We start from the raw sequence: 23,236 nt of genomic DNA, 5'->3' as shown, positions 1-23,236 counted from the left end.
TGGCTACGTAGCTCAGTTGGTTAGAGCACATCACTCATAATGATGGGGTCACAGGTTCGAATCCCGTCGTAGCCACCAAATTCTGAATGTGTCGAATACGTTCGGCAAATTCAAAAACCAATTTGTTGGGGTATCGCCAAGCGGTAAGGCACCGGATTCTGATTCCGGCATTCCGAGGTTCGAATCCTCGTACCCCAGCCACATTAAAAAAGCTCGCTTCGGCGAGCTTTTTGCTTTTCTGCGTTCATTCAATGTCGAATGCGATGTTGACACGTCTTATCCTTCAATGTCGGATGCGACGCTGCCGCGTCTTATCCGACCTACGGCTGGCACGCATCCGGCAATGTTGTAAGGCTACAACCCTAACGCATATTTCAGCGCCTGACGTTTCAACACGCCAGCACGCTCTGCCGCCATTAACCCGAGATTACGCACAAAACGCAGCGGCGGCAGATTATTACTGAATCCGGCATAAAACAGATCCATACCACTTTGCATAATGAAGTTATCCGCCATGCGCCGCATCTGGTAACGCTTGAGGACAGGATAACTGGCCCACGCTTCACCGTAGCTGCGGGCATTCACCAGAACATCAATCAGGGCATCGACATCACGATAACCAAGATTCACCCCCTGCCCCGCCAGCGGATGGATGGTATGCGCGGCATCGCCCACCAGCGCAAGCCCCGGCTGCACATACTGCAACGCATGTCGGCGCGTCAGCGGAAACGCACCAGCGGCAAGCGGTGTAACGTAACCCAGACGCGACGGGAAATGCTTCGCGATTTCCGCCTGGAGTTGCGCCATATTCATATTCTGCAACTGGCGAATACGCGTCGGAGAGTCATACCACACCAGCGATGCCCAGTTATCAAACAACGGCAGAAACGCACGCGGTCCGTCCGGGGTAAATTGCTGCCAGGTGCTGTCGCCGGGATCGTTCTCACACTGTACGCTAATCAACATGCACGACTGCGCATACTGCCAGGCATGAACGCCAATTCCCGCCATCTGCCGCACCTGAGAATTTGCGCCGTCGGCACCAATCACCAGTTTCGCGCGGATCGTTTCACCGCCCTTCAGTTCCAGCTCCTGAAGATCATTATCTCGATGTAATGCAATCAGCGAGGTTGGCACACGTAACGTTACTTTCGGATGCGCTTCCAGCGCCTGCCACAACGCCTGTTGCAGGACTGTGTTTTCCACCATGTAGCCAAGCAACGGCAACTTTAATTCGGCTGCGTCAAATACCACATGTGCCGTTTCCCACTCCCAGGTTTCCAGTCTGCGGTAAGGATGGCAACGCATAGCCTGTACTGCATCCCAGACCCCTAACCCTTTAAGCAATGATACCGAAGCCGCGCTGATCGCCGAGATCCGCACGTCCGGTTGGCTGTCAGCGACAAACGGTGCAGGTTCTGCGTGCTCGATCACCGTTACCGAAAATCCGTGCTGTGCCAGCCCCAGCGCCAGTGCGCCGCCGACCATTCCTCCGCCGACAATGGCAATTTCCGTTGGTTGATTTGTCATGGTCAATCATCCTGTTAGCAATATGCTTTAAGTTTACAGGATTTTTACCCCCAAGGGCTGATAACGCTCATACTGGTCACAACGGCAGCAAAGCATTACACTATGCGCCCTGCATTCCTGGCTACTATTTCGCAAGAGCAAGTCGATGACCAAAAAACTCCATATTAAAACCTGGGGCTGTCAGATGAACGAGTACGATTCATCGAAGATGGCCGATCTGCTGGATGCCACCCACGGCTATCAACTGACCGACGTGGCGGAAGAAGCGGATGTGCTACTGCTGAACACCTGCTCAATCCGCGAGAAGGCTCAGGAAAAAGTCTTCCATCAGTTGGGTCGCTGGAAACTGTTAAAAGAGAAGAATCCAGACCTGATTATCGGCGTCGGTGGCTGCGTGGCATCGCAAGAAGGCGAGCACATTCGCCAGCGCGCCCACTATGTCGATATTATTTTTGGGCCGCAAACGCTGCACCGTCTGCCGGAGATGATCAACTCCGTGCGCGGCGACCGCAGCCCGGTTGTAGATATCAGCTTCCCGGAAATCGAGAAGTTTGACCGTCTGCCGGAACCGCGCGCCGAAGGGCCGACCGCGTTTGTCTCCATCATGGAAGGCTGCAATAAATATTGCACCTACTGCGTGGTGCCTTACACCCGTGGTGAAGAGGTAAGCCGTCCGTCTGACGATATTCTGTTTGAGATTGCCCAGCTTGCGGCTCAGGGCGTGCGTGAAGTCAACCTGCTCGGTCAGAATGTGAATGCCTGGCGTGGTGAGAACTACGACGGCACCACCGGATCGTTTGCCGATCTGTTGCGTCTGGTTGCTGCGATCGACGGGATCGATCGTATTCGCTTTACCACCAGCCATCCGATCGAATTCACCGACGATATCATCGAAGTGTACCGCGACACGCCTGAGCTGGTGAGCTTCCTGCATCTGCCGGTACAGAGCGGTTCCGATCGCATTCTGAACCTGATGGGACGTACCCATACGGCGCTGGAGTACAAAGCGATCATCCGTAAACTGCGTGCGGCGCGTCCGGATATTCAGATCAGTTCTGACTTCATTGTTGGCTTCCCTGGCGAAACCACCGAAGACTTCGAGAAAACGATGAAGCTGATTGCCGACGTCAATTTCGACATGAGCTACAGCTTTATCTTCTCTGCACGTCCAGGAACGCCTGCCGCCGATATGGTTGATGATGTTCCGGAAGAAGAGAAGAAGCAGCGTCTGTATATTCTGCAAGAACGTATCAATCAGCAAGCGATGGCATGGAGCCGTCGGATGCTCGGCACCACCCAGCGTATTCTGGTAGAAGGGACTTCGCGTAAGAGCATCATGGAGCTTTCCGGGCGTACCGAAAATAACCGCGTGGTCAACTTCGAGGGCACACCGGATATGATCGGTAAATTCGTCGATGTAGAAATTACCGACGTCTACCCGAACTCTCTGCGCGGTAAAGTGGTGCGAACTGAAGATGAAATGGGTCTGCGCATGGCAGAAACACCGGAGTCGGTGATTGCCCGCACCCGCAAAGAAAACGACCTTGGCGTGGGTTATTATCAGCCGTAATTCTCAGGCCTGCCGTTCCGGTGGGCCTTGTTTTTTCTCTCTTTATCCCCATCTTTATCGCAATGCTTGCGCCTTTTTCCTGTGGCGTGAATAATTTCCTTATAGGCCGGTGAATGTTCAGCTTCCGGCGGCATACAGATAAGAGGAACGGTTTGAACATAGACACTCGCGAAATCACCCTGGAGCCAGCAGACAATGCGCGTCTGTTGAGCCTGTGCGGCCCGTTTGATGACAACATCAAGCAGCTCGAACGCCGTCTCGGCATCGAGATCAATCGCCGCGATAACCACTTTAAACTGACCGGCCGTCCGATTTGCGTCACCGCTGCGGCAGACATTCTGCGTAGCCTGTATGTCGATACTGCCCCGATGCGCGGTCAGATTCAGGATATCGAACCGGAACAGATCCACCTTGCGATTAAAGAAGCGCGGGTACTGGAGCAAAGCGCGGAGAGCGTGCCGGAGTACGGCAAAGCGGTCAATATCAAAACTAAACGCGGCGTAATTAAGCCGCGCACGCCAAACCAGGCGCAGTACATCGCCAATATTCTCGACCATGACATTACCTTCGGCGTTGGCCCGGCGGGTACGGGTAAAACCTACCTGGCAGTGGCTGCGGCAGTTGATGCCCTGGAGCGTCAGGAAATTCGCCGTATTCTGCTGACTCGTCCGGCGGTCGAAGCCGGTGAGAAACTGGGCTTCCTGCCTGGCGATTTAAGCCAGAAAGTAGACCCGTATCTGCGCCCACTGTACGACGCGCTGTTTGAAATGCTGGGCTTTGAGAAAGTCGAGAAACTGATTGAGCGCAACGTTATTGAAGTCGCGCCGCTGGCCTATATGCGTGGTCGTACGCTGAACGACGCGTTTATCATTCTCGATGAGAGCCAGAACACTACCATCGAACAGATGAAGATGTTCCTGACCCGTATCGGTTTTAACTCAAAAGCGGTTATCACCGGCGACGTCACACAGATCGACCTGCCGCGTAATACTAAATCAGGCTTACGTCATGCCATTGAAGTGCTGGCCGATGTCGAAGAGATCAGCTTTAACTTCTTCCACAGCGAAGACGTGGTTCGTCACCCGGTGGTGGCGCGTATCGTTAACGCTTATGAAGCCTGGGAAGAAGCAGAACAAAAACGTAAAGCGGCGCTGGCAGCAGAACGCAAGCGCGAAGAACAGGAACAAAAATGAGTCAGGTGATCCTCGATTTACAACTGGCATGTGAAGATAATTCCGGGTTACCGGAAGAGAGCCAGTTTCAAACATGGCTGAATGCGGTGATCCCGCAGTTTCAGGAAGAGTCGGAAGTGACTATTCGCGTGGTCGATACCGCCGAAAGCCACAGTCTGAATCTGACCTATCGCGGTAAGGATAAGCCGACCAACGTGCTCTCCTTCCCGTTTGAAGTGCCGCCTGGCATGGAGATGTCGCTACTGGGCGATCTGGTTATCTGCCGTCAGGTGGTTGAGAAGGAAGCTCAGGAGCAAGGCAAACCACTGGAGGCGCACTGGGCGCATATGGTGGTGCACGGCAGTCTGCATTTGTTAGGTTACGATCACATTGAAGATGACGAAGCAGAAGAAATGGAAGCCCTCGAAACAGAGATTATGCTTGCTCTGGGCTATGAGGATCCGTACATTGCCGAGAAAGAATAATTTGCCAGGCATTTGACTGGCAGACGTCCCCGCCGTTGGTGATTAACGACGGCGTTTTGATTAACTAACATGAGAACCCATACGACGCCATGAGCGACGACAATTCACACAGTAGTGACACGATAAGCAACAAGAAGGGATTTTTCTCCCTGTTACTCAGCCAACTTTTCCACGGTGAACCGAAAAACCGTGACGAACTGCTGGCGCTGATCCGTGATTCCGGGCAGAACGACCTTATCGACGAAGATACGCGCGATATGCTCGAAGGGGTGATGGACATCGCAGACCAACGCGTTCGCGACATCATGATCCCCCGCTCCCAGATGATTACCCTGAAACGCAACCAGACGCTGGACGAATGCCTTGATGTCATCATCGAGTCCGCCCACTCACGTTTCCCGGTGATTAGCGAAGACAAAGATCACATTGAAGGGATTCTGATGGCGAAAGACTTGCTGCCGTTTATGCGCAGCGATGCTGAAGCCTTCAGCATGGACAAAGTGTTACGTCAGGCGGTTGTCGTTCCTGAAAGTAAGCGCGTAGACCGGATGCTGAAAGAGTTTCGCTCTCAGCGTTACCACATGGCGATCGTTATTGACGAATTCGGTGGGGTTTCCGGTCTGGTGACCATTGAAGACATCCTGGAACTGATTGTTGGTGAGATTGAAGACGAGTATGACGAAGAAGATGATATCGACTTCCGTCAGCTGAGTCGTCATACCTGGACCGTGCGCGCACTGGCTTCCATTGAAGACTTCAACGAAGCGTTCGGCACCCACTTTAGCGATGAAGAAGTCGACACTATCGGTGGTCTGGTGATGCAGGCGTTTGGGCATCTTCCGGCGCGTGGCGAAACTATCGACATCGACGGTTACCAGTTCAAAGTGGCGATGGCCGATAGTCGGCGTATTATTCAGGTTCATGTCAAAATCCCGGATGACTCACCCCAGCCAAAGCTGGATGAATAAAACCGAAACTGGATAGATAACTACATGGATTTTGCCTCATTAATTGAACGCCAGCGCATTCGCCTGCTGCTGGCGTTATTATTCGGTGCCTGCGGAACGCTGGCCTTCTCTCCTTACGACGTCTGGCCTGCGGCGATTATTTCGCTGATGGGGCTTCAGGCGTTGACCTTTAACCGTCGCCCACTCCAGTCTGCCGCTATTGGCTTTTGCTGGGGATTTGGCCTCTTTGGCAGCGGTATTAACTGGGTCTATGTCAGCATCGCGACCTTTGGCGGGATGCCTGGCCCGGTTAACATCTTCCTGGTGGTGCTGCTGGCGGCGTATTTGTCGCTGTATACCGGACTGTTTGCTGGCGTGCTGTCGCGTCTGTGGCCGAAAACCACCTGGCTGCGCGTGGCGATTGCCACCCCTGCTCTCTGGCAAGTGACCGAGTTTCTGCGCGGTTGGGTGCTGACTGGCTTCCCGTGGTTACAGTTCGGCTATAGCCAGATTGATGGCCCGTTAAAAGGGCTGGCACCGCTAATGGGCGTGGAAGCCATTAACTTCCTGCTGATGATGGTTAGTGGCCTGCTGGCACTGGCGTTGGTCAAACGCAACTGGCGTCCGCTGGTGGTGGCCGTCGTGCTGTTTGCCCTACCCTTCCCGCTGCGTTACATCCAATGGTTTACCCCGCAACCGGAGAAAACCATTCAGGTTTCGATGGTTCAGGGCGATATTCCGCAATCGCTGAAATGGGACGAAGGCCAGCTTCTTAATACGCTAAAGATTTACTACAACGCAACGGCACCGCTGATGGGCAAATCATCGTTGATTATCTGGCCGGAGTCGGCGATAACCGATCTGGAAATTAATCAGCAACCGTTCCTCAAAGCACTGGACGGTGAGTTGCGTGATAAAGGTAGCTCGCTGGTAACCGGGATTGTCGACGCGCGTCTCAATAAGCAGAACCGCTACGATACCTACAACACCATCATCACGCTGGGTAAAGGTGCACCGTACAGCTACGAATCAGCCGATCGCTATAACAAAAACCATCTGGTGCCGTTTGGCGAGTTTGTCCCGCTGGAGTCGATTCTGCGTCCGTTAGCACCGTTCTTTGATCTGCCGATGTCGTCGTTCAGCCGTGGGCCATATATCCAGCCGCCGCTGTCGGCAAATGGTATTGAGCTTACTGCGGCTATTTGCTACGAGATTATTCTCGCCGAGCAAGTGCGCGATAACTTCCGCCCGGATACCGACTACCTGCTGACTATCTCCAACGATGCGTGGTTTGGTAAATCTATTGGTCCATGGCAACACTTCCAGATGGCGCGAATGCGTGCGCTGGAGCTGGCGCGCCCACTGTTGCGCAGCACCAACAACGGCATTACGGCGGTGATTGGCCCGCAGGGTGAGATTCAGGCGATGATCCCGCAGTTCGCCCGCGAGGTGTTAACCACTAACGTGACGCCGACCACCGGACTCACACCATACGCACGTACCGGCAACTGGCCGCTGTGGGTGCTGACGGCACTGTTTGGTTTTGCTGCTGTGTTGATGAGTCTGCGTCAGCGACGTAAATAATCCCTTCTTATCGTGCCGGAATACATCCCATATTTCGGCACGCTCACCGGATGCGGCATCAGTGCATTATCCGGATAACAATATTCTCCTATCCAACTTTGGCACATCTATTGCTTTGTTATACAAGGCAAAGCTTGAACCAGCATCAGTACAACCCGGTTGCACCACAGCAATCCACCGGTAGCACCAAAAGAGTGCATTTTAAGAATTTTGCTTCAGAATGGTGCGGTGCACCTCGCAAAAACAAACAATAAAACATCAATATCTTTACATTTAGCCAAACTAAATGTTACCTAACAGGCACAACACTGCACAATAAAGTTGCAGACGATAACAACACAAACACTCACAACGGGTATCCATGCGTTCTTAACGCAGAAGATAAAGGTGTTGGATATGCAATTACGTAAACCTGCCACAGCAATCCTCGCCCTGGCGCTTTCCGCAGGACTGGCACAGGCAGATGACGCCGCCCCGGCAGCAGGCAGTACGCTGGACAAAATCGCCAAAAACGGTGTGATTGTCGTCGGTCACCGTGAATCTTCAGTACCTTTCTCTTATTACGACAATCAGCAAAAAGTGGTGGGTTACTCGCAGGATTACTCCAACGCCATTGTTGAAGCAGTGAAAAAGAAACTCAACAAACCGGACTTGCAGGTAAAACTGATTCCGATTACCTCACAAAATCGTATTCCACTGCTGCAAAACGGCACTTTCGATTTTGAATGTGGTTCTACCACCAACAACGTCGAACGCCAAAAACAGGCGGCTTTCTCTGACACTATTTTCGTGGTCGGTACGCGCCTGTTGACCAAAAAGGGCGGCGATATCAAAGATTTTGCCGACCTGAAAGGCAAAGCCGTAGTCGTCACTTCCGGCACTACCTCTGAAGTTTTGCTCAACAAACTGAATGAAGAGCAAAAAATGAATATGCGCATCATCAGCGCCAAAGATCACGGTGACTCTTTCCGCACCCTGGAAAGCGGTCGTGCCGTTGCCTTTATGATGGATGACGCTCTGCTGGCCGGTGAACGTGCGAAAGCGAAGAAACCAGACAACTGGGATATCGTCGGCAAGCCGCAGTCTCAGGAAGCCTACGGTTGCATGTTGCGTAAAGACGATCCGCAGTTCAAAAAGCTGATGGATGACACTATCGCTCAGGTGCAGACCTCCGGTGAAGCGGAAAAATGGTTTGATAAATGGTTCAAAAATCCAATTCCGCCGAAAAACCTGAACATGAATTTCGAACTGTCAGACGAAATGAAAGCACTGTTCAAAGAACCGAATGACAAGGCACTGAACTAATTACAAGAACCAGGGGCGGAAATTCCAGCCCTCTCGATTGTTACGTAGCACGGACAGACTATACGCCTGATGGTCGTTCCCCATCGGGCCTGAAAACCGCAATACGCTGGGTAACAATCTTCGAGGGTAGCAGTTAACGCTGCTACCCTCTTTTTTCTGGAGTAGATTTATGTCTATAGACTGGAACTGGGGTATTTTTTTACAACAAGCCCCGTTCGGCAATACCACCTATCTTGGTTGGGTCTGGAGTGGTTTTCAGGTGACGATCGCTTTGTCGATCTGCGCCTGGATTATCGCTTTCCTCGTCGGTTCATTTTTCGGCATTTTACGTACCGTTCCAAACCGTTTTCTCTCCGGTCTGGGTACGTTGTATGTCGAACTGTTCCGCAACGTGCCGTTGATTGTGCAATTCTTTACCTGGTATCTGGTGATCCCGGAGCTGCTGCCGGAGAAAATCGGCATGTGGTTTAAGGCCGAGCTGGATCCCAATATTCAGTTTTTCCTTTCATCCATGCTCTGCCTGGGGCTGTTTACCGCCGCCCGTGTTTGCGAACAGGTACGCGCCGCTATTCAGTCGCTACCGCGTGGGCAGAAGAATGCCGCGCTGGCGATGGGCCTGACGCTACCGCAGACTTATCGATACGTACTGCTGCCTAATGCTTATCGCGTTATCGTCCCGCCGATGACTTCCGAGATGATGAACCTGGTGAAAAACTCCGCCATCGCCTCGACCATCGGTCTGGTGGATATGGCGGCGCAGGCGGGTAAATTGCTCGACTACTCGGCTCACGCCTGGGAGTCGTTTACCGCCATCACGCTTGCGTATGTGTTGATTAACGCTTTTATCATGCTGGTGATGACGCTGGTTGAACGTAAAGTTCGCCTGCCCGGCAACATGGGGGGCAAATAATGTACGAGTTTGACTGGAGTTCCATTGTTCCTTCCCTGCCATATCTGCTCGACGGGCTGGTGATCACCCTGAAAATCACCGTCACGGCAGTCGTGATTGGTATTTTGTGGGGTACCATGCTGGCGGTGATGCGCTTGTCCAGCTTCGCGCCTGTTTCGTGGTTTGCCAAAGCCTACGTTAACGTATTCCGCTCGATTCCTTTAGTCATGGTTTTGCTGTGGTTTTACTTGATTGTGCCGGGATTTCTGCAAAATGTGCTGGGATTATCGCCAAAAAATGATATTCGTTTAATTTCGGCGATGGTGGCGTTTTCGATGTTTGAAGCGGCCTACTATTCAGAGATTATCCGTGCCGGTATTCAAAGTATTTCCCGTGGTCAGTCGAGCGCCGCGCTGGCGTTGGGGATGACTCACTGGCAGTCGATGAAACTGATTATTCTGCCGCAGGCTTTCCGCGCGATGGTGCCGCTGCTGCTCACTCAGGGCATCGTACTGTTCCAGGATACCTCGCTGGTGTATGTGTTATCTCTGGCCGATTTCTTCCGTACCGCCTCAACCATTGGTGAGCGTGATGGTACGCAGGTCGAGATGATCCTGTTTGCCGGATTTGTTTATTTCGTTATTAGCCTTAGCGCGTCGTTGTTGGTCAGCTACTTGAAAAGAAGGACAGCATAATGATTACCCTGAAAAATGTTTCAAAATGGTATGGTCACTTTCAGGTGCTGACCGACTGCTCAACCGAAGTGAAAAAAGGCGAAGTGGTGGTGGTTTGCGGCCCGTCTGGTTCCGGCAAATCAACGCTGATTAAAACCGTCAACGGCCTCGAACCAGTGCAGCAAGGTGAAATCACCGTCGATGGTATCGTGGTTAACGACAAGAAAACCGATCTGGCAAAGCTGCGCTCCCGCGTCGGGATGGTATTCCAGCATTTCGAGCTGTTCCCTCATCTGTCGATTATCGAAAACCTGACCCTGGCGCAGGTGAAAGTGCTTAAACGCGATAAAGCGCCCGCTCGTGAAAAAGCATTGAAATTGCTGGAGCGCGTGGGACTTTCCGCACATGCCAATAAATTTCCGGCGCAGCTTTCCGGCGGTCAGCAGCAGCGCGTGGCAATCGCTCGCGCATTGTGTATGGCTCCTATTGCGATGCTGTTCGACGAACCGACATCGGCGCTGGATCCGGAGATGATCAACGAAGTGCTGGACGTGATGGTGGAACTGGCGAACGAAGGAATGACCATGATGGTGGTGACCCACGAAATGGGCTTTGCCCGCAAAGTGGCGAATCGGGTGATCTTTATGGACGAGGGTAAAATTGTCGAAGACTCGCCGAAAGACGCTTTCTTCGATGATCCGAAATCGGACCGCGCAAAAGACTTCCTCGCGAAAATCCTGCATTAATCACTCTGGCGCACATACCCAATTGCGCGCCATCTCACGCTTTATCGTTTCGCCCCTCGTATCTGTTACATCCTGGCGTTACCCTTGTCGCAAAGAAGCACACAACAAGGAGCAACAATGGCACTGCCAATTCTGTTAGATTGCGACCCAGGTCATGATGACGCTATCGCAATAGTTCTCGCACTCGCCTCACCAGAGCTTGATGTCAAAGCAATTACGTCTTCCGCCGGAAACCAGACACCAGAAAAAACCTTACGCAATGTTCTGCGTATGCTGACCTTGCTTAATCGCACCGATATTCCGGTGGCAGGCGGCGCGGTAAAACCGTTAATGCGTGAGTTGATTATCGCGGACAATGTGCACGGCGAAAGCGGTCTCGACGGCCCGGCATTACCGGAACCGACGTTCGCACCGCAAAACTGTACGGCGGTGGAGCTGATGGCGAAAACGCTGCGCGAAAGTGCGGAACCTGTCACGATTGTTTCTACCGGACCGCAAACTAACGTTGCCTTGCTGCTCAATAGCCATCCGGAACTGCATAGCAAAATTGCCCGTATCGTGATTATGGGCGGCGCAATGGGGCTTGGTAACTGGACGCCTGCGGCTGAATTTAATATTTACGTTGACCCGGAAGCGGCAGAAATTGTCTTCCAGTCAGGGATCCCGGTGGTGATGGCCGGTCTGGATGTTACTCATAAAGCGCAAATCCACGTTGAAGACACCGAGCGTTTCCGCGCGATTGGCAACCCTGTTTCAACCATTGTTGCCGAACTGCTGGATTTCTTCCTCGAATATCATAAAGACGAAAAATGGGGCTTTGTCGGCGCACCGCTGCATGACCCATGCACCATCGCCTGGCTGTTGAAACCCGAGTTGTTTACCACTGTTGAGCGCTGGGTTGGCGTGGAAACACAGGGGAAATATACCCAGGGTATGACGGTTGTTGATTATTATTATCTGACTGGCAATAAACCGAATGCCACTGTAATTGTCGATGTTGATCGTCAGGGCTTTGTTGATTTACTGGCTGATCGTCTGAAATTTTACGCTTAACACTCGTCATTGATTAAGATCACCACGCGTTACCTGGGTGGTCTTAATCTATTTATCTCTTTTTCTTTCAAGATATAAATGCAATGGATAATGCAGAACTCGCCATAGGTATCGATCTCGGCACTACCAATAGTTTAATTGCCGTCTGGAAAGACGGTGCCGCGCAATTAATTCCAAATAAGTTCGGTGAATATTTAACACCATCCATAATTAGCATGGATGAAAATAATCATATTTTAGTCGGAAAACCGGCTGTATCACGGCGTACTTCGCATCCGGATAAAACGGCAGCGTTATTTAAACGTGCAATGGGCAGTAATACCAACTGGCGGTTAGGCAGCGACACATTTAACGCGCCAGAACTGTCCTCTTTGGTATTACGCTCATTAAAAGAAGATGCCGAAGAATTTCTGCAACGTCCGATTAAAGATGTGGTGATCTCCGTTCTGGCTTATTTCAGCGATGAACAACGCAAGCATACCCGTTTAGCAGCGGACTTAGCCGGGTTAAATGCGGTACGCTTAATTAATGAACCCACAGCAGCTGCGATGGCGTATGGCCTGCATACCCAACAAAATACCCGTTCGCTGGTGTTTGATCTCGGTGGCGGCACGTTTGACGTTACGGTGCTTGAGTACGCCACGCCGGTGATTGAAGTTCACGCCTCCGCTGGCGACAACTTCCTCGGTGGCGAAGATTTTACCCATATGTTGGTCGATGACGTTTTAAAGCGCGCGGATGTCACAAGGACCACGCTTAACGAGAGTGAACTGGCAGCCTTGTACGCCTGTGTGGAAGCGGCAAAATGTAGCAATCAATCGCCAATGCACATTCGCTGGTAGTACCAGGATGAAACGCGGGAATGCGAATTTTACGAGAACGAACTGGAAGATTTGTGGTTGCCGCTGCTCAATCGCTTGCGAGTGCCGATTGAACAGGCGTTGCGCGATGCGCGTCTGAAGCCGAGTCAAATCGACAGTCTGGTGCTGGTTGGCGGCGCGTCACAAATGCCGCTGGTGCAGCGAATCGCCGTGCGTCTGTTTGGCAAATTACCGTATCAAAGTTACGATCCGAGCACCATTGTCGCGCTGGGCGCAGCAATCCAGGCCGCCTGCCGCTTACGCAGTGAAGATATTGAAGAAGTGATCCTCACTGATATTTGCCCTTACTCGTTGGGCGTTGAGGTTAACCGCCAGGGCGTTTCCGGCATTTTCTCGCCGATTATTGAACGAAACACCACTGTGCCCGTGTCGCGTGTAGAAACTTATTCAACCATGCACCCGGAACAGGATTCAATTACGGTTAACGTCTATCAGGGAGAAAACCACAAAGTTAAAAACAACATTCTGGTGGAATCCTTCGATGTGCCGTTGAAGAAAACCGGGGCTTATCAGTCGATTGATATTCGCTTTAGTTATGATATCAACGGGTTGCTTGAAGTTGACGTGCTTCTGGAAGACGGCAGCGTTAAGTCCAGAGTGATTAACCACAGCCCGGTAACATTGAGCGCGCAGCAGATTGAAGAGAGTCGGACGCGGTTATCCGCATTGAAAATTTATCCGCGCGATATGCTCATCAATCGCACCTTTAAAGCCAAACTGGAAGAGTTGTGGGCGCGGGCGCTGGGTGACGAGCGAGAAGAGATTGGCCGGGTGATCACCGATTTTGATGCGGCGCTGCAGTCAAACGATATGGCCCGCGTCGATGAGGTCAGGCGGCGGGCGAGCGTTTATTTAGCCATTGAGACCTCATAATCACGGCTGCCGGATGCGGCGTAAATGCTGCATCCGGCATCGGCGCAAAAAACACATCGTCAACTAAACAACATCGCGATTTTGCCGAGAGCATAACCTATAACCAGCACCGTTAAACTGATTTTGATAATGCTGGTAATGCTCTGTGGTTTTTCACCCTCATCATTTTTTTCTTCATGGTTTTCAGGTGTTGGCTCATCGACATCTTCATCCTCCGGCTCGAGTTTTACTTTCGTCAACAGCATCCGGGTGATAATGGCCTCTAATGGATGAGCATCTCCGCCTTCCAGCCTTGTATTAAGACGGGCCAGCATCTCTTGTTTCGGAAACGCTTCAAGTACTACCTGTTCCGCTACCCGATACAAATCCAGTAACGGTGAATCTTCTTCTGTCTCGCTACCGACTCTCGATTTCCACCACGCCCATGCTTTGCGTTTGAAGAATAACGACTCAATAAACGATTGACCTAACGGCGATAATTTTCCGCTATGTAAAATTTCCGCCCATAACAGCCGCGTCCGGGCGCTCTCACCAGGAACATATTTCAGCGGTTGACCTTGCGCATCTACCATGCTCCGCGCTTCGATAACCATCACTAATAACGCGAAATAATCCGGGCAATGACGCTTGCTCCACTGCAACAACAAATTATCAGCTTGTGTAGATGGGTAACTTTCCCAGTACGCGCCGAGATCAGCAAGCAGGCTTTCCCCCTCGCCGCAGTACAAACGTTGTGCACACTGGTAATACCGGGCATCTTCGCTTTCTGGTTCTTCCGCTTGCCACTGTTTGGCTACAGGAATGAGTTCCACCATACCTGTTTGCACCGAGCTGTACCAGCGCAACAGTTTGCGATGTAACTTTGCATCATCAGGAATGAACCACGGTCCTTCCATCGCCAAAAACGCAGTGACATAGTCAGGATGGTAACGGCAGCAACGTTCCAGCGCGAAGTAATATTCAACAGTCTGGTTCTGTAACGCGACGGGATATTCCAGAAGGCTAAGGAAATCGAAACAATCACCAGCCTGAATGGCCTCAAGAAAAGCCTCCCTTTCTTCCTCATCCATTCCTTCGCTGTCATTAAACGAATGCCAGTTCAAACGCTCTGCCAACAAAGAAGCACAATTTAATGACAGATATCGCGCTTCTATAGCGATTGCACACAGCGGCCAGCGTAATTGATCGACATCCTCCATGTTCCAGGTATTTAATTGCTGAATAAATTTCTGCCAGGCGGAGGGCTGAAAACGATCACTTTCTGAATCCAGTAATGTCCTGAATGCACGTAGTATTTCATGTTCAGCGGTGGCATCTTTTTCTTCATCATCTGCTTCCTCGACAGGATTTACCGCCAGTCGCAGCGCCTCTTCATAGGCCTGGCGTAATGCTTTAAACCCCTGCGGATCGGTTTCGGGATGACACAACGGTAAGCGAGCAAGATAAGCCTGGCGGATAATGTCTATTTGCGTCGTGCTTTCAATTTCGAGGATTTGCCAACATGTTTTCATAGGTCGCTCACATCCTTAAGCGTTACCGGGCATTCAGGCTGGACAGTTAATGGCTGCCAGGGAAGCGTGGCATAGAAACGGTCGCTTCCCGCTGCCAGCTCTTCGAACATCCGACTCCCGGCGCTATCGTATTTGTACAGGGTTAGCGCCTCGCGTAGCGAAGCGTTGTCTTCGCACTGAGAAGATTGCCAGTAGAGACGCCCTAGTGAATAGGCAGAAAAATAGTGCATCCAGCTGTGATAGTAATGGTGAGCTCGTGCATAGACGCGCGATTGCAGCCATAAACTCTCTTCTTCCGTCAGCCAGTTGTTGAGCACACCGGCCCGTGACAGAAATCCCATTCGAACATAATCCCAGGCTTTGATTCCCCCTTCTCCACAGCACATAGCGGTTTGGGCAACGAATTGGGTATAAATCAACCCTCTCTCCGAGCCACCAGCAATTAATGCTTTCCACTCTTCAGGGGAAGAGCGTTGCCATGTCAGATATAAGCCAGCTAAATCATTGGCATGACCATCATCAGTCATCTGATAAATAGTCTGAATTAAATCATCACGATTATTTATTCCCCAGGATGATGAGAGATCGAATTCTTTTATCCCGGTATACATTTTTGGCGAGTCATGCGCGGGTTTGCAACTCTGATTAAGTATTTCCATGGGCGCAGAAAGCGCAAAAAGAAGATATTGTTCTTCCTTATTCATTTTTTAATAATCCCTTAAGTGCATTAACTGACTACTTTTTTATTATTGATGAGTATAAACTTGACGCTTTCAAAATAAAAAGAAAATCGAAGCATTCACACATGAATAAAAAATTAATGTATATATTCGCAATTTTTATAGTTGCAGCAATTACCTGTATTAGCCAACCCAAGAAAACGATGTTGCGTGATAAAGCCATGGTGAATTATGCCTTTGATTATTTAAGATCACCAGGCAGTCTACCGTTAACCACGGCAGCCACGGAGCTTTCCGCGATTCATGGTCACTCAACATCGCAATATCGCCTTGGCGAATTTTATCTTCATGGTAGCGACGGTAAACCACTGGATTATACACAGGCGAGATACTGGTATGAGCAATCAGCAGAACAGGAAAATCCGCGCGCACAAAGCAAACTGGGGTGGATCTACCTGAAAGGCCTGGGAGTCAAACCCGATACCCGTAAAGCAATTCTCTGGTATAAGGAAGCAGCTGAACAAGGGTATGCTCATGCTCAATATACTTTGGGTTTGATCTACAGAAATGGCACTGGTATTAATGTTAACCATTATGAATCTCAAAAATGGTTAAAACTGGCCGCCAAACAACATTACAAAAATGCGGAAAGATTACTTGCCGGACTTCCCGCACATTAACGTCGACTGTCACCCGAAGAGATGGAGTATTTTCCCTATCAAACCGGCAAAGATAAAAATGTAGAAAATAATTTTGATGACGCCCAGACAGCCCAGCCCGCCATCATCAACGGGCATTGGCTGCGGTTGCGGCTCCGGCTCGACGGTTTCCTGACCGGTAAAATTCGCCGCCTGAATTAATAATCGACGAATAATTAATGCTTCCAGTGGACAACGATCTTCTGCATCAAGGCGGCTCACAATCGGCATTAATGATTCTTCTGTCGGTTGGCTGGCCTGCACTAATTGTTTGGCAACTAAATATAATGGCCATAAGGGATGTTCTGTATCACGCGTGAGTGAGATCCGCGGCTTACGTCCTTTGTGCAAAACCATCTCGACCAGTGAACGCCCCAGCGCAGAGAGTTTTTCATCGCTGAGTATTTCGTATAAATGAAAACGCGTACGGGCGCTGTCGCCGGGGACATAAAGTAGCGGTTTTCCCTGATCGTTAACCAGATCACGCGCTTCAATCATCATCACCACTAATGGGTAATAATAGACCCGATGCTGACGGCACCATTGCAACATTAAAGCATCCGCCTGGGTGGAGGGATACTCGCGCCAGTAGTAACAAAGTTCTGCCAGCAGGCTTTCGCCTTCTCCACAATAGACGCGTTGTGCGTATTCATAATAACGCGCATCTTCATTATCAGGTTCAGCTTCCCGCCACGACCGGGCGTAATCCAGGAGTTCGGGGATTCCCAGGCGGCTTGCGCTATACCAGCGGAGTAAATTTCTGTGCAGTTTTGCATCATCGGGGATAATCACTGCGCGATGTTGCGCTAAATACAATGTCAGCCATTCTGGATGCGATGACCAAATCCGAGCGAACATTTGGTAAAAATCGATGGTGTCATTTTGCACGGCAACTGGCAGATGCAGAATGGTCTGGAAGTTAAAAACATTCCCCTTCGCAATGGCATATAAAAAGGATTCCAGTTCTTCTTCGTCTATTTCCCCGACGTTTTCCTCCTGCAACCACCGCAATCTTTCTGCTAATAACACCACGCACTCGAAGGATAAATGGGCAGTGTTCATGGCGATTGTGCACAGCGACCAGCGTAATTCATCAATCTCTTCCATCGAGCAATAATTTAATTGCTGAATGAATCGCTGCCAGGCGGAGGGCAGAAAACGTTCGCTATCAGAGGCAAGTAACGCGCGAAAGGCGAGCAGAATTTCATGTTCTGCTACCTCATATTCTTCTGGTTGCCAAACAGATTTAGCAGGCGACTGCGCAATCCGTAGCGCCTCCTCATACGCCTGACGAAGTTGTTTAAAACCCTGCGGATCGGTTTCTGGATGAAAGGACGGTAACAGCGCCAGATAAGCGCGGCGGATAATATCGACGTCAGTCGTTTCCTCTATATCGAGGATCTTCCAGCAATTTTTCATAAGTCGCTCATATCCTTAAGCGTTTCCGGGCATGTGGGGTAGTCAGCCAGTGGTTGCCAGGACAAGGTAGGGTAATACGCATCATCACTGGCAAATAATTGATAAAACATATCATTGCCGGAATCGTCGTATTCTTTACGCGCTAAGAATTCGCGTAATAAAGGCAGATGATCATCTTCGGGAGACTGCCAATATTGCCGACCAAAGGTATAACCGGCAAAGTATTGCCGCCAGTTACTATAATAACGTAGAGCCCGTAGATGAATACGCGACTGGATCCATAGACTTTCTTCTTCACTCAACCAGTTATTAAGTACGCCCATTCGACTTAAAAAACCCATCCGGACATAATCCCATGCTTTAATTCCTCCCTCACCACAGCATTCGGCTGTGCTGGCGACAAATTGCGCATAAGCCTGACCTTGCTCATTTAATTCAGCAAGATAGTCACGCCATTCACATGGAGAATAACGAAACCAGCGGTGATAAAACCCTGCCAACCGAGCGGCATGACCGTTCTCGATCATTCGGTGAATTATGCGCAGCAGGTCATCACGGTCATCAATTCCCCATGAGGAAGAAAGGTCAAAAAAGCATGTACCTAAATACATTTTGGGGGATGAATGCGAAGGTAAACAGCATTCATTGCGTATTTCCATCGGAGTGGAAAGTGCAAACAATATTTTTTGCGACCCCATGTCCATATAATTTATCCTTAAACATTCATTTAATGAATGTAAACTACATTTCGAGGCTCAGTTATTTATACTTTTCTGACGCAACATAATACGCATAAAATAAGGCTTACGCAAAAATGGAACACATAAAAATATAATATATTTTATCTACAACCATAAGGAAATGATAATGATTTTTACGTCAAGTTGCTGCGATAATTTATCAATAGATGAGATTATCGAACGTGCTGAAAAAGGCGATTGCGAGGCTCAATATATTGTTGGGTTTTATTATAATCGCGATAGCGCAATTGACTCTCCGGACGACGAAAAGGCCTTTTACTGGCTGAAGCTGGCCGCTGAGCAAGGTCATTGTGAAGCACAGTATTCCTTAGGGCAAAAGTATACCGAGGATAAAAGCCGTCATAAAGATAATGAGCAAGCCATCTTCTGGCTGAAAAAAGCTGCCCTACAAGGCCATACTTTCGCTTCCAACGCCCTTGGCTGGATACTGGATCGTGGAGAAGACCCCAACTATAAAGAAGCGGTTACCTGGTATCAGATAGCCGCGGAGAGCGGAATGTCTTATGCGCAAAATAATCTTGGATGGATGTACAGAAATGGCAACGGAGTCGCACAAGACTATACGCTGGCATTTTTCTGGTACAAACAAGCTGCATTACAAGGCCATAGTTACGCACAAGACAATCTGGCCGATCTTTATAAAGACGGAGAAGGCGTTGCTCAAAACAAGACACTCGCCGCATTCTGGTATTTGAAAAGCGCACAGCAGGGTAATCGGCACGCCCAGTTTCAAATTGCATGGGATTATAACGCTGGCGAAGGGGTGGACCAGGACTATAAGCAAGCGATGTACTGGTATCTGAAGGCTGCCGCTCAGGAAAGCGTCGGCGCTTACGTCAACATCGGTTATATGTATAAACACGGACAAGGCGTTGAGAAAGATTATCAGGCTGCCTTTGAATGGTTTACGAAAGCCGCTGAATGCAATGACGCCACTGCCTGGTATAACCTGGCCATTATGTATCACTACGGAGAAGGAAGACCTGTCGATCTCCGACAGGCTCTCGACCTGTATCGTAAAGTTCAGTCATCCGGAACCAGAGATGTCAGTCAGGAAATTCGTGAGACTGAAGCTTTACTGTAGAAATAAAAACAAGGGCCGGGGAATTTCATTCTGCCCATATTCTCTTTATTGCTGTGCGAAATCAGACTATTACGGCTCAAACGGGCGTCTCTGGAACTGGTCATAACCACATTTCGGGCATAGCGTCAGCACTTCCGGTGTGTAGATCGGGAGATGGAAGTGACATTTCTCGCAGACCAGATTTCCCAGCCCGACCACTTCTCCGCTGTGATAAACCCCATGATGATTGAGGTCCTGGAAAATTTCGCGCCATTCAAGCTGCGTTTTATCGGTGATGTCTGCCAGCTCCTGCCACAAGCTTTCTTTAATCACCCGCATAAAGACGCTGTCAGATTCTTCTTTCAGGCTCTCTTCATAGCTCATGGCGAACTCTTCCAGGTCACGTCTGACAGCTCGCGTCAGCTCATCGATCTCGGTTCGCGTTAACTCCCCTGTTTTTATTACGCGCTCGCGCGCCTGTTCCACCAGTGCGTCGATATCACGTTCGCCATTGCGCAGGCGTTCGTTCAGTGACGCGACCAGTTCACGGTAATATTGAGCAACCTTGTTCATCGTTTCATCTCCCGGGTCGTTAACTGACTATAATAATAGACGTTCTTTGTTCCTTGCTTTGCTAATACGCCCACAAACTCTGTAAATTAATGTACGAATAATCCGGGCATCATTTCAACGTCGAGTGCGCGAAAGGCTGTTTTGACGCGGACGTTTGGGCTATGCTATGCGGATCTGAAAAACCACCTCAACGCTACATTTGTAGCCGTATTGAAAACAGGACCACTGGCTGCCATGCAAGAGCAATACCGCCCGGAAGAGATAGAATCCAAAGTACAGCTTCATTGGGATGAGAAGCGCACATTTGAAGTAACCGAAGACGAGAGCAAAGAGAAGTATTACTGCCTGTCTATGCTTCCCTATCCTTCTGGTCGACTACACATGGGCCACGTACGTAACTACACCATCGGTGACGTGATCGCCCGTTACCAGCGCATGCTGGGCAAAAACGTTCTGCAGCCGATCGGCTGGGACGCGTTTGGTCTGCCTGCGGAAGGCGCGGCGGTGAAAAACAACACCGCTCCGGCACCGTGGACGTACGACAACATCGCGTATATGAAAAACCAGCTCAAAATGCTGGGCTTTGGTTATGACTGGAGCCGCGAGCTGGCAACCTGTACGCCGGAATACTACCGTTGGGAACAGAAATTCTTCACCGAGCTGTATAAAAAAGGCCTGGTATATAAAAAGACTTCTGCGGTCAACTGGTGCCCGAACGACCAGACCGTACTGGCGAACGAACAAGTTATCGACGGCTGCTGCTGGCGCTGCGATACCAAAGTTGAACGTAAAGAGATCCCGCAGTGGTTTATCAAAATCACTGCTTACGCTGACGAGCTGCTCAACGATCTGGATAAACTGGATCACTGGCCAGACACCGTTAAAACCATGCAGCGTAACTGGATCGGTCGTTCCGAAGGCGTGGAGATCACCTTCAACGTTAACGACTATGACAACACGCTGACCGTTTACACTACCCGCCCGGACACCTTTATGGGTTGTACCTACCTGGCGGTAGCTGCGGGTCATCCGCTGGCGCAGAAAGCGGCGGAAAATAATCCTGAACTGGCGGCCTTTATTGACGAATGCCGTAACACCAAAGTTGCCGAAGCTGAAATGGCGACGATGGAGAAAAAAGGCGTCGATACTGGCTTTAAAGCTGTTCACCCATTAACGGGCGAAGAAATTCCCGTTTGGGCAGCAAACTTCGTATTGATGGAGTACGGCACGGGCGCAGTTATGGCGGTTCCGGGTCACGACCAGCGCGACTACGAGTTTGCCTCTAAATACGGCCTGAACATCAAACCGGTTATCCTGGCGGCTGACGGCTCTGAGCCAGATCTTTCTCAGCAAGCCCTGACTGAAAAAGGCGTGCTGTTCAACTCTGGCGAGTTCAACGGTCTTGACCATGAAGCGGCCTTCAACGCCATCGCCGATAAACTGACTGCGATGGGCGTTGGCGAGCGTAAAGTGAACTACCGCCTGCGCGACTGGGGTGTTTCTCGCCAGCGTTACTGGGGCGCGCCGATTCCGATGGTGACGCTGGAAGACGGTACCGTAATGCCAACCCCGGACGACCAGCTGCCGGTGATCCTGCCGGAAGATGTGGTGATGGACGGCATTACCAGCCCGATTAAAGCAGATCCGGAGTGGGCAAAAACTACCGTTAACGGTATGCCAGCGCTGCGTGAAACCGACACTTTCGACACCTTTATGGAGTCCTCCTGGTACTATGCGCGCTACACTTGCCCAGAGTACAAAGAAGGTATGCTGGATTCCGAAGCGGCTAACTACTGGCTGCCGGTGGATATCTACATTGGTGGTATCGAACACGCCATTATGCACCTGCTCTACTTCCGCTTCTTCCACAAACTGATGCGTGATGCAGGCATGGTGAACTCTGACGAACCAGCGAAACAGTTGCTGTGTCAGGGTATGGTGCTGGCAGATGCCTTCTACTATGTTGGCGAAAACGGCGAACGTAACTGGGTTTCCCCGGTTGATGCTATCGTTGAACGTGACGAGAAAGGCCGTATCGTGAAAGCGAAAGATGCGGCAGGCCATGAACTGGTTTATACCGGCATGAGCAAAATGTCCAAGTCGAAGAACAACGGTATCGACCCGCAGGTGATGGTTGAACGTTACGGCGCGGACACCGTTCGTCTGTTTATGATGTTTGCTTCTCCGGCTGATATGACTCTCGAATGGCAGGAATCCGGTGTGGAAGGGGCTAACCGCTTCCTGAAACGTGTCTGGAAACTGGTGTACGAGCACACAGCAAAAGGTGATGTTGCGGCACTGAACGTTGATGCGCTGACTGAAGATCAGAAAGCGCTGCGTCGCGATGTGCATAAAACTATCGCTAAAGTGACCGATGATATCGGCCGTCGTCAGACCTTCAACACCGCAATTGCGGCGATTATGGAGCTGATGAACAAACTGGCGAAAGCACCGACCGATGGCGAGCAGGATCGCGCTCTGATGCAGGAAGCACTGCAGGCCGTTGTCCGTATGCTCAACCCGTTCACCCCGCACATCTGCTTCACGCTGTGGCAGGAACTCAAAGGCGAAGGCGATATCGACAACGCGCCGTGGCCGGTTGCTGACGAAAAAGCGATGGTGGAAGACTCCACGCTGGTCGTGGTGCAGGTTAACGGTAAAGTCCGTGCCAAAATCACCGTCCCGGTGGACGCAACGGAAGAACAGGTTCGCGAACGTGCTGGCCAGGAACATCTGGTAGCAAAATATCTTGATGGCGTTACTGTACGTAAAGTGATTTACGTACCAGGTAAACTCCTCAATCTGGTCGTTGGCTAAGCGCG

General features: G+C 50.5%; 19 protein-coding genes, 2 tRNA genes and 1 pseudogene. 16 read left to right on the top strand and 6 right to left on the bottom strand.

The window, feature by feature from the left end:
• Nucleotide 1 precedes the first annotated feature (1 nt).
• Both ABZJ92_RS01950 and ABZJ92_RS01945 read left to right on the top strand, forming a co-directional pair.
• A tRNA-Met gene (locus ABZJ92_RS01950) sits at nucleotides 2–78 on the top strand.
• 48 nt (nucleotides 79–126) lie between these two features.
• Nucleotides 127–201 (top strand) — tRNA-Gln (locus ABZJ92_RS01945).
• Nucleotides 202–354: 153 nt separating this feature from the next.
• On the opposite strand, the gene ubiF is transcribed toward ABZJ92_RS01945, so the two are convergent.
• The gene (ubiF, locus tag ABZJ92_RS01940) at nucleotides 355–1,530 is read right to left on the bottom strand and encodes a 3-demethoxyubiquinol 3-hydroxylase (RefSeq protein WP_000184591.1); all 1,176 of its coding nucleotides are present in this window, start codon (nucleotides 1,528–1,530) and stop codon (nucleotides 355–357) included.
• A 145-nt stretch (nucleotides 1,531–1,675) separates the two neighbouring features.
• On the opposite strand from ubiF, the gene miaB reads away from it, so the two are divergent.
• The 11 genes and pseudogenes from miaB (at nucleotide 1,676) to hscC (ending at nucleotide 13,709) form a co-directional block, all read left to right on the top strand.
• A complete protein-coding gene (gene miaB / locus ABZJ92_RS01935) occupies nucleotides 1,676–3,100 on the top strand; it encodes a tRNA (N6-isopentenyl adenosine(37)-C2)-methylthiotransferase MiaB (protein WP_000162739.1) in 1,425 nt (474 codons plus the stop codon).
• A gap of 152 nt (nucleotides 3,101–3,252) precedes the next feature.
• Nucleotides 3,253–4,293 carry a PhoH family protein gene (locus tag ABZJ92_RS01930; RefSeq protein ID WP_001018040.1) on the top strand — a complete coding sequence of 347 codons (1,041 nt, stop codon included), beginning with the start codon at nucleotides 3,253–3,255 and terminating at the stop codon, nucleotides 4,291–4,293.
• Nucleotides 4,290–4,757 carry an rRNA maturation RNase YbeY gene (gene ybeY, locus ABZJ92_RS01925; RefSeq protein ID WP_000084469.1) on the top strand — a complete coding sequence of 156 codons (468 nt, stop codon included), beginning with the start codon at nucleotides 4,290–4,292 and terminating at the stop codon, nucleotides 4,755–4,757. Before ABZJ92_RS01930 ends, ybeY begins: the two co-directional genes overlap by 4 nt.
• A gap of 89 nt (nucleotides 4,758–4,846) precedes the next feature.
• A complete protein-coding gene (gene corC / locus ABZJ92_RS01920) occupies nucleotides 4,847–5,725 on the top strand; it encodes a CNNM family magnesium/cobalt transport protein CorC (protein ID WP_001278605.1) in 879 nt (292 codons plus the stop codon).
• Nucleotides 5,726–5,749: 24 nt separating this feature from the next.
• The gene (lnt, locus tag ABZJ92_RS01915) at nucleotides 5,750–7,288 is read left to right on the top strand and encodes an apolipoprotein N-acyltransferase (protein ID WP_000344846.1); all 1,539 of its coding nucleotides are present in this window, start codon (nucleotides 5,750–5,752) and stop codon (nucleotides 7,286–7,288) included.
• Nucleotides 7,289–7,684: 396 nt separating this feature from the next.
• Nucleotides 7,685–8,593, top strand: coding sequence for a glutamate/aspartate ABC transporter substrate-binding protein GltI (gltI, locus tag ABZJ92_RS01910; protein WP_001177084.1), 909 nt, complete (start codon nucleotides 7,685–7,687; stop codon nucleotides 8,591–8,593).
• A 169-nt stretch (nucleotides 8,594–8,762) separates the two neighbouring features.
• A complete protein-coding gene (gene gltJ / locus ABZJ92_RS01905; protein WP_000020953.1) occupies nucleotides 8,763–9,503 on the top strand; it encodes a glutamate/aspartate ABC transporter permease GltJ in 741 nt (246 codons plus the stop codon).
• Entirely contained in the window at nucleotides 9,503–10,177 is a 675-nt protein-coding gene (gene gltK / locus ABZJ92_RS01900; protein WP_000272830.1) for a glutamate/aspartate ABC transporter permease GltK, read from the top strand. The genes gltJ and gltK overlap by 1 nt, the downstream gene beginning before the upstream one ends.
• The gene (gltL, locus tag ABZJ92_RS01895) at nucleotides 10,177–10,902 is read left to right on the top strand and encodes a glutamate/aspartate ABC transporter ATP-binding protein GltL (RefSeq protein WP_000631382.1); all 726 of its coding nucleotides are present in this window, start codon (nucleotides 10,177–10,179) and stop codon (nucleotides 10,900–10,902) included. The genes gltK and gltL overlap by 1 nt, the downstream gene beginning before the upstream one ends.
• A 117-nt stretch (nucleotides 10,903–11,019) precedes the next feature.
• A complete protein-coding gene (gene rihA, locus ABZJ92_RS01890) occupies nucleotides 11,020–11,955 on the top strand; it encodes a pyrimidine-specific ribonucleoside hydrolase RihA (RefSeq protein ID WP_001207526.1) in 936 nt (311 codons plus the stop codon).
• An 83-nt stretch (nucleotides 11,956–12,038) separates the two neighbouring features.
• Nucleotides 12,039–13,709, top strand: a pseudogene (gene hscC, locus ABZJ92_RS01885) (molecular chaperone HscC).
• Nucleotides 13,710–13,768: 59 nt separating this feature from the next.
• On the opposite strand, the gene djlC reads toward hscC, so the two are convergent.
• Both djlC and ABZJ92_RS01875 read right to left on the bottom strand, forming a co-directional pair.
• Nucleotides 13,769–15,220, bottom strand: a complete 1,452-nt coding sequence (gene djlC / locus ABZJ92_RS01880; RefSeq protein ID WP_005049464.1) for a co-chaperone DjlC — start codon at nucleotides 15,218–15,220, stop codon at nucleotides 13,769–13,771.
• A complete protein-coding gene (locus ABZJ92_RS01875; RefSeq protein WP_001030938.1) occupies nucleotides 15,217–15,924 on the bottom strand; it encodes a DUF1266 domain-containing protein in 708 nt (235 codons plus the stop codon). The genes djlC and ABZJ92_RS01875 overlap by 4 nt, the downstream gene beginning before the upstream one ends.
• Nucleotides 15,925–16,025: 101 nt before the next feature.
• Between ABZJ92_RS01875 and ABZJ92_RS01870 the strand changes: the two genes are divergently transcribed.
• The gene (locus ABZJ92_RS01870; protein ID WP_001035656.1) at nucleotides 16,026–16,580 is read left to right on the top strand and encodes a tetratricopeptide repeat protein; all 555 of its coding nucleotides are present in this window, start codon (nucleotides 16,026–16,028) and stop codon (nucleotides 16,578–16,580) included.
• Between the two features lie 9 nt (nucleotides 16,581–16,589).
• On the opposite strand, the gene ABZJ92_RS01865 is transcribed toward ABZJ92_RS01870, so the two are convergent.
• Both ABZJ92_RS01865 and ABZJ92_RS01860 read right to left on the bottom strand, forming a co-directional pair.
• Nucleotides 16,590–18,017 carry a J domain-containing protein gene (locus tag ABZJ92_RS01865; RefSeq protein WP_000786582.1) on the bottom strand — a complete coding sequence of 476 codons (1,428 nt, stop codon included), beginning with the start codon at nucleotides 18,015–18,017 and terminating at the stop codon, nucleotides 16,590–16,592.
• On the bottom strand, nucleotides 18,014–18,721 hold the full coding sequence (locus tag ABZJ92_RS01860; protein WP_000367140.1) for a DUF1266 domain-containing protein: 708 nt from the start codon (nucleotides 18,719–18,721) through the stop codon (nucleotides 18,014–18,016). Before ABZJ92_RS01860 ends, ABZJ92_RS01865 begins: the two co-directional genes overlap by 4 nt.
• 163 nt (nucleotides 18,722–18,884) lie before the next feature.
• On the opposite strand from ABZJ92_RS01860, the gene ybeQ reads away from it, so the two are divergent.
• The gene (ybeQ, locus tag ABZJ92_RS01855) at nucleotides 18,885–19,862 is read left to right on the top strand and encodes a Sel1 family TPR-like repeat protein YbeQ (protein ID WP_000578172.1); all 978 of its coding nucleotides are present in this window, start codon (nucleotides 18,885–18,887) and stop codon (nucleotides 19,860–19,862) included.
• 69 nt (nucleotides 19,863–19,931) lie between these two features.
• Here the strand turns inward: ybeQ and ABZJ92_RS01850 are convergent, their stop codons facing one another.
• Nucleotides 19,932–20,414 (bottom strand): zinc ribbon-containing protein, encoded by a 483-nt coding sequence (locus ABZJ92_RS01850; protein ID WP_001044870.1) that lies wholly within the window; start codon nucleotides 20,412–20,414, stop codon nucleotides 19,932–19,934.
• A gap of 234 nt (nucleotides 20,415–20,648) precedes the next feature.
• Between ABZJ92_RS01850 and leuS the strand changes: the two genes are divergently transcribed.
• A complete protein-coding gene (gene leuS, locus ABZJ92_RS01845) occupies nucleotides 20,649–23,231 on the top strand; it encodes a leucine--tRNA ligase (RefSeq protein ID WP_001157892.1) in 2,583 nt (860 codons plus the stop codon).
• Nucleotides 23,232–23,236: the final 5 nt, after the last annotated feature.

The organism is Shigella sp. FJ200513 (assembly GCF_040495915.1).
Classification (GTDB): Bacteria; Pseudomonadota; Gammaproteobacteria; order Enterobacterales; family Enterobacteriaceae; genus ECMA0423.
The sequence above is the reverse complement of the archived record's forward strand: the minus strand, read 5'-3'. Positions and strand labels throughout refer to the sequence as shown.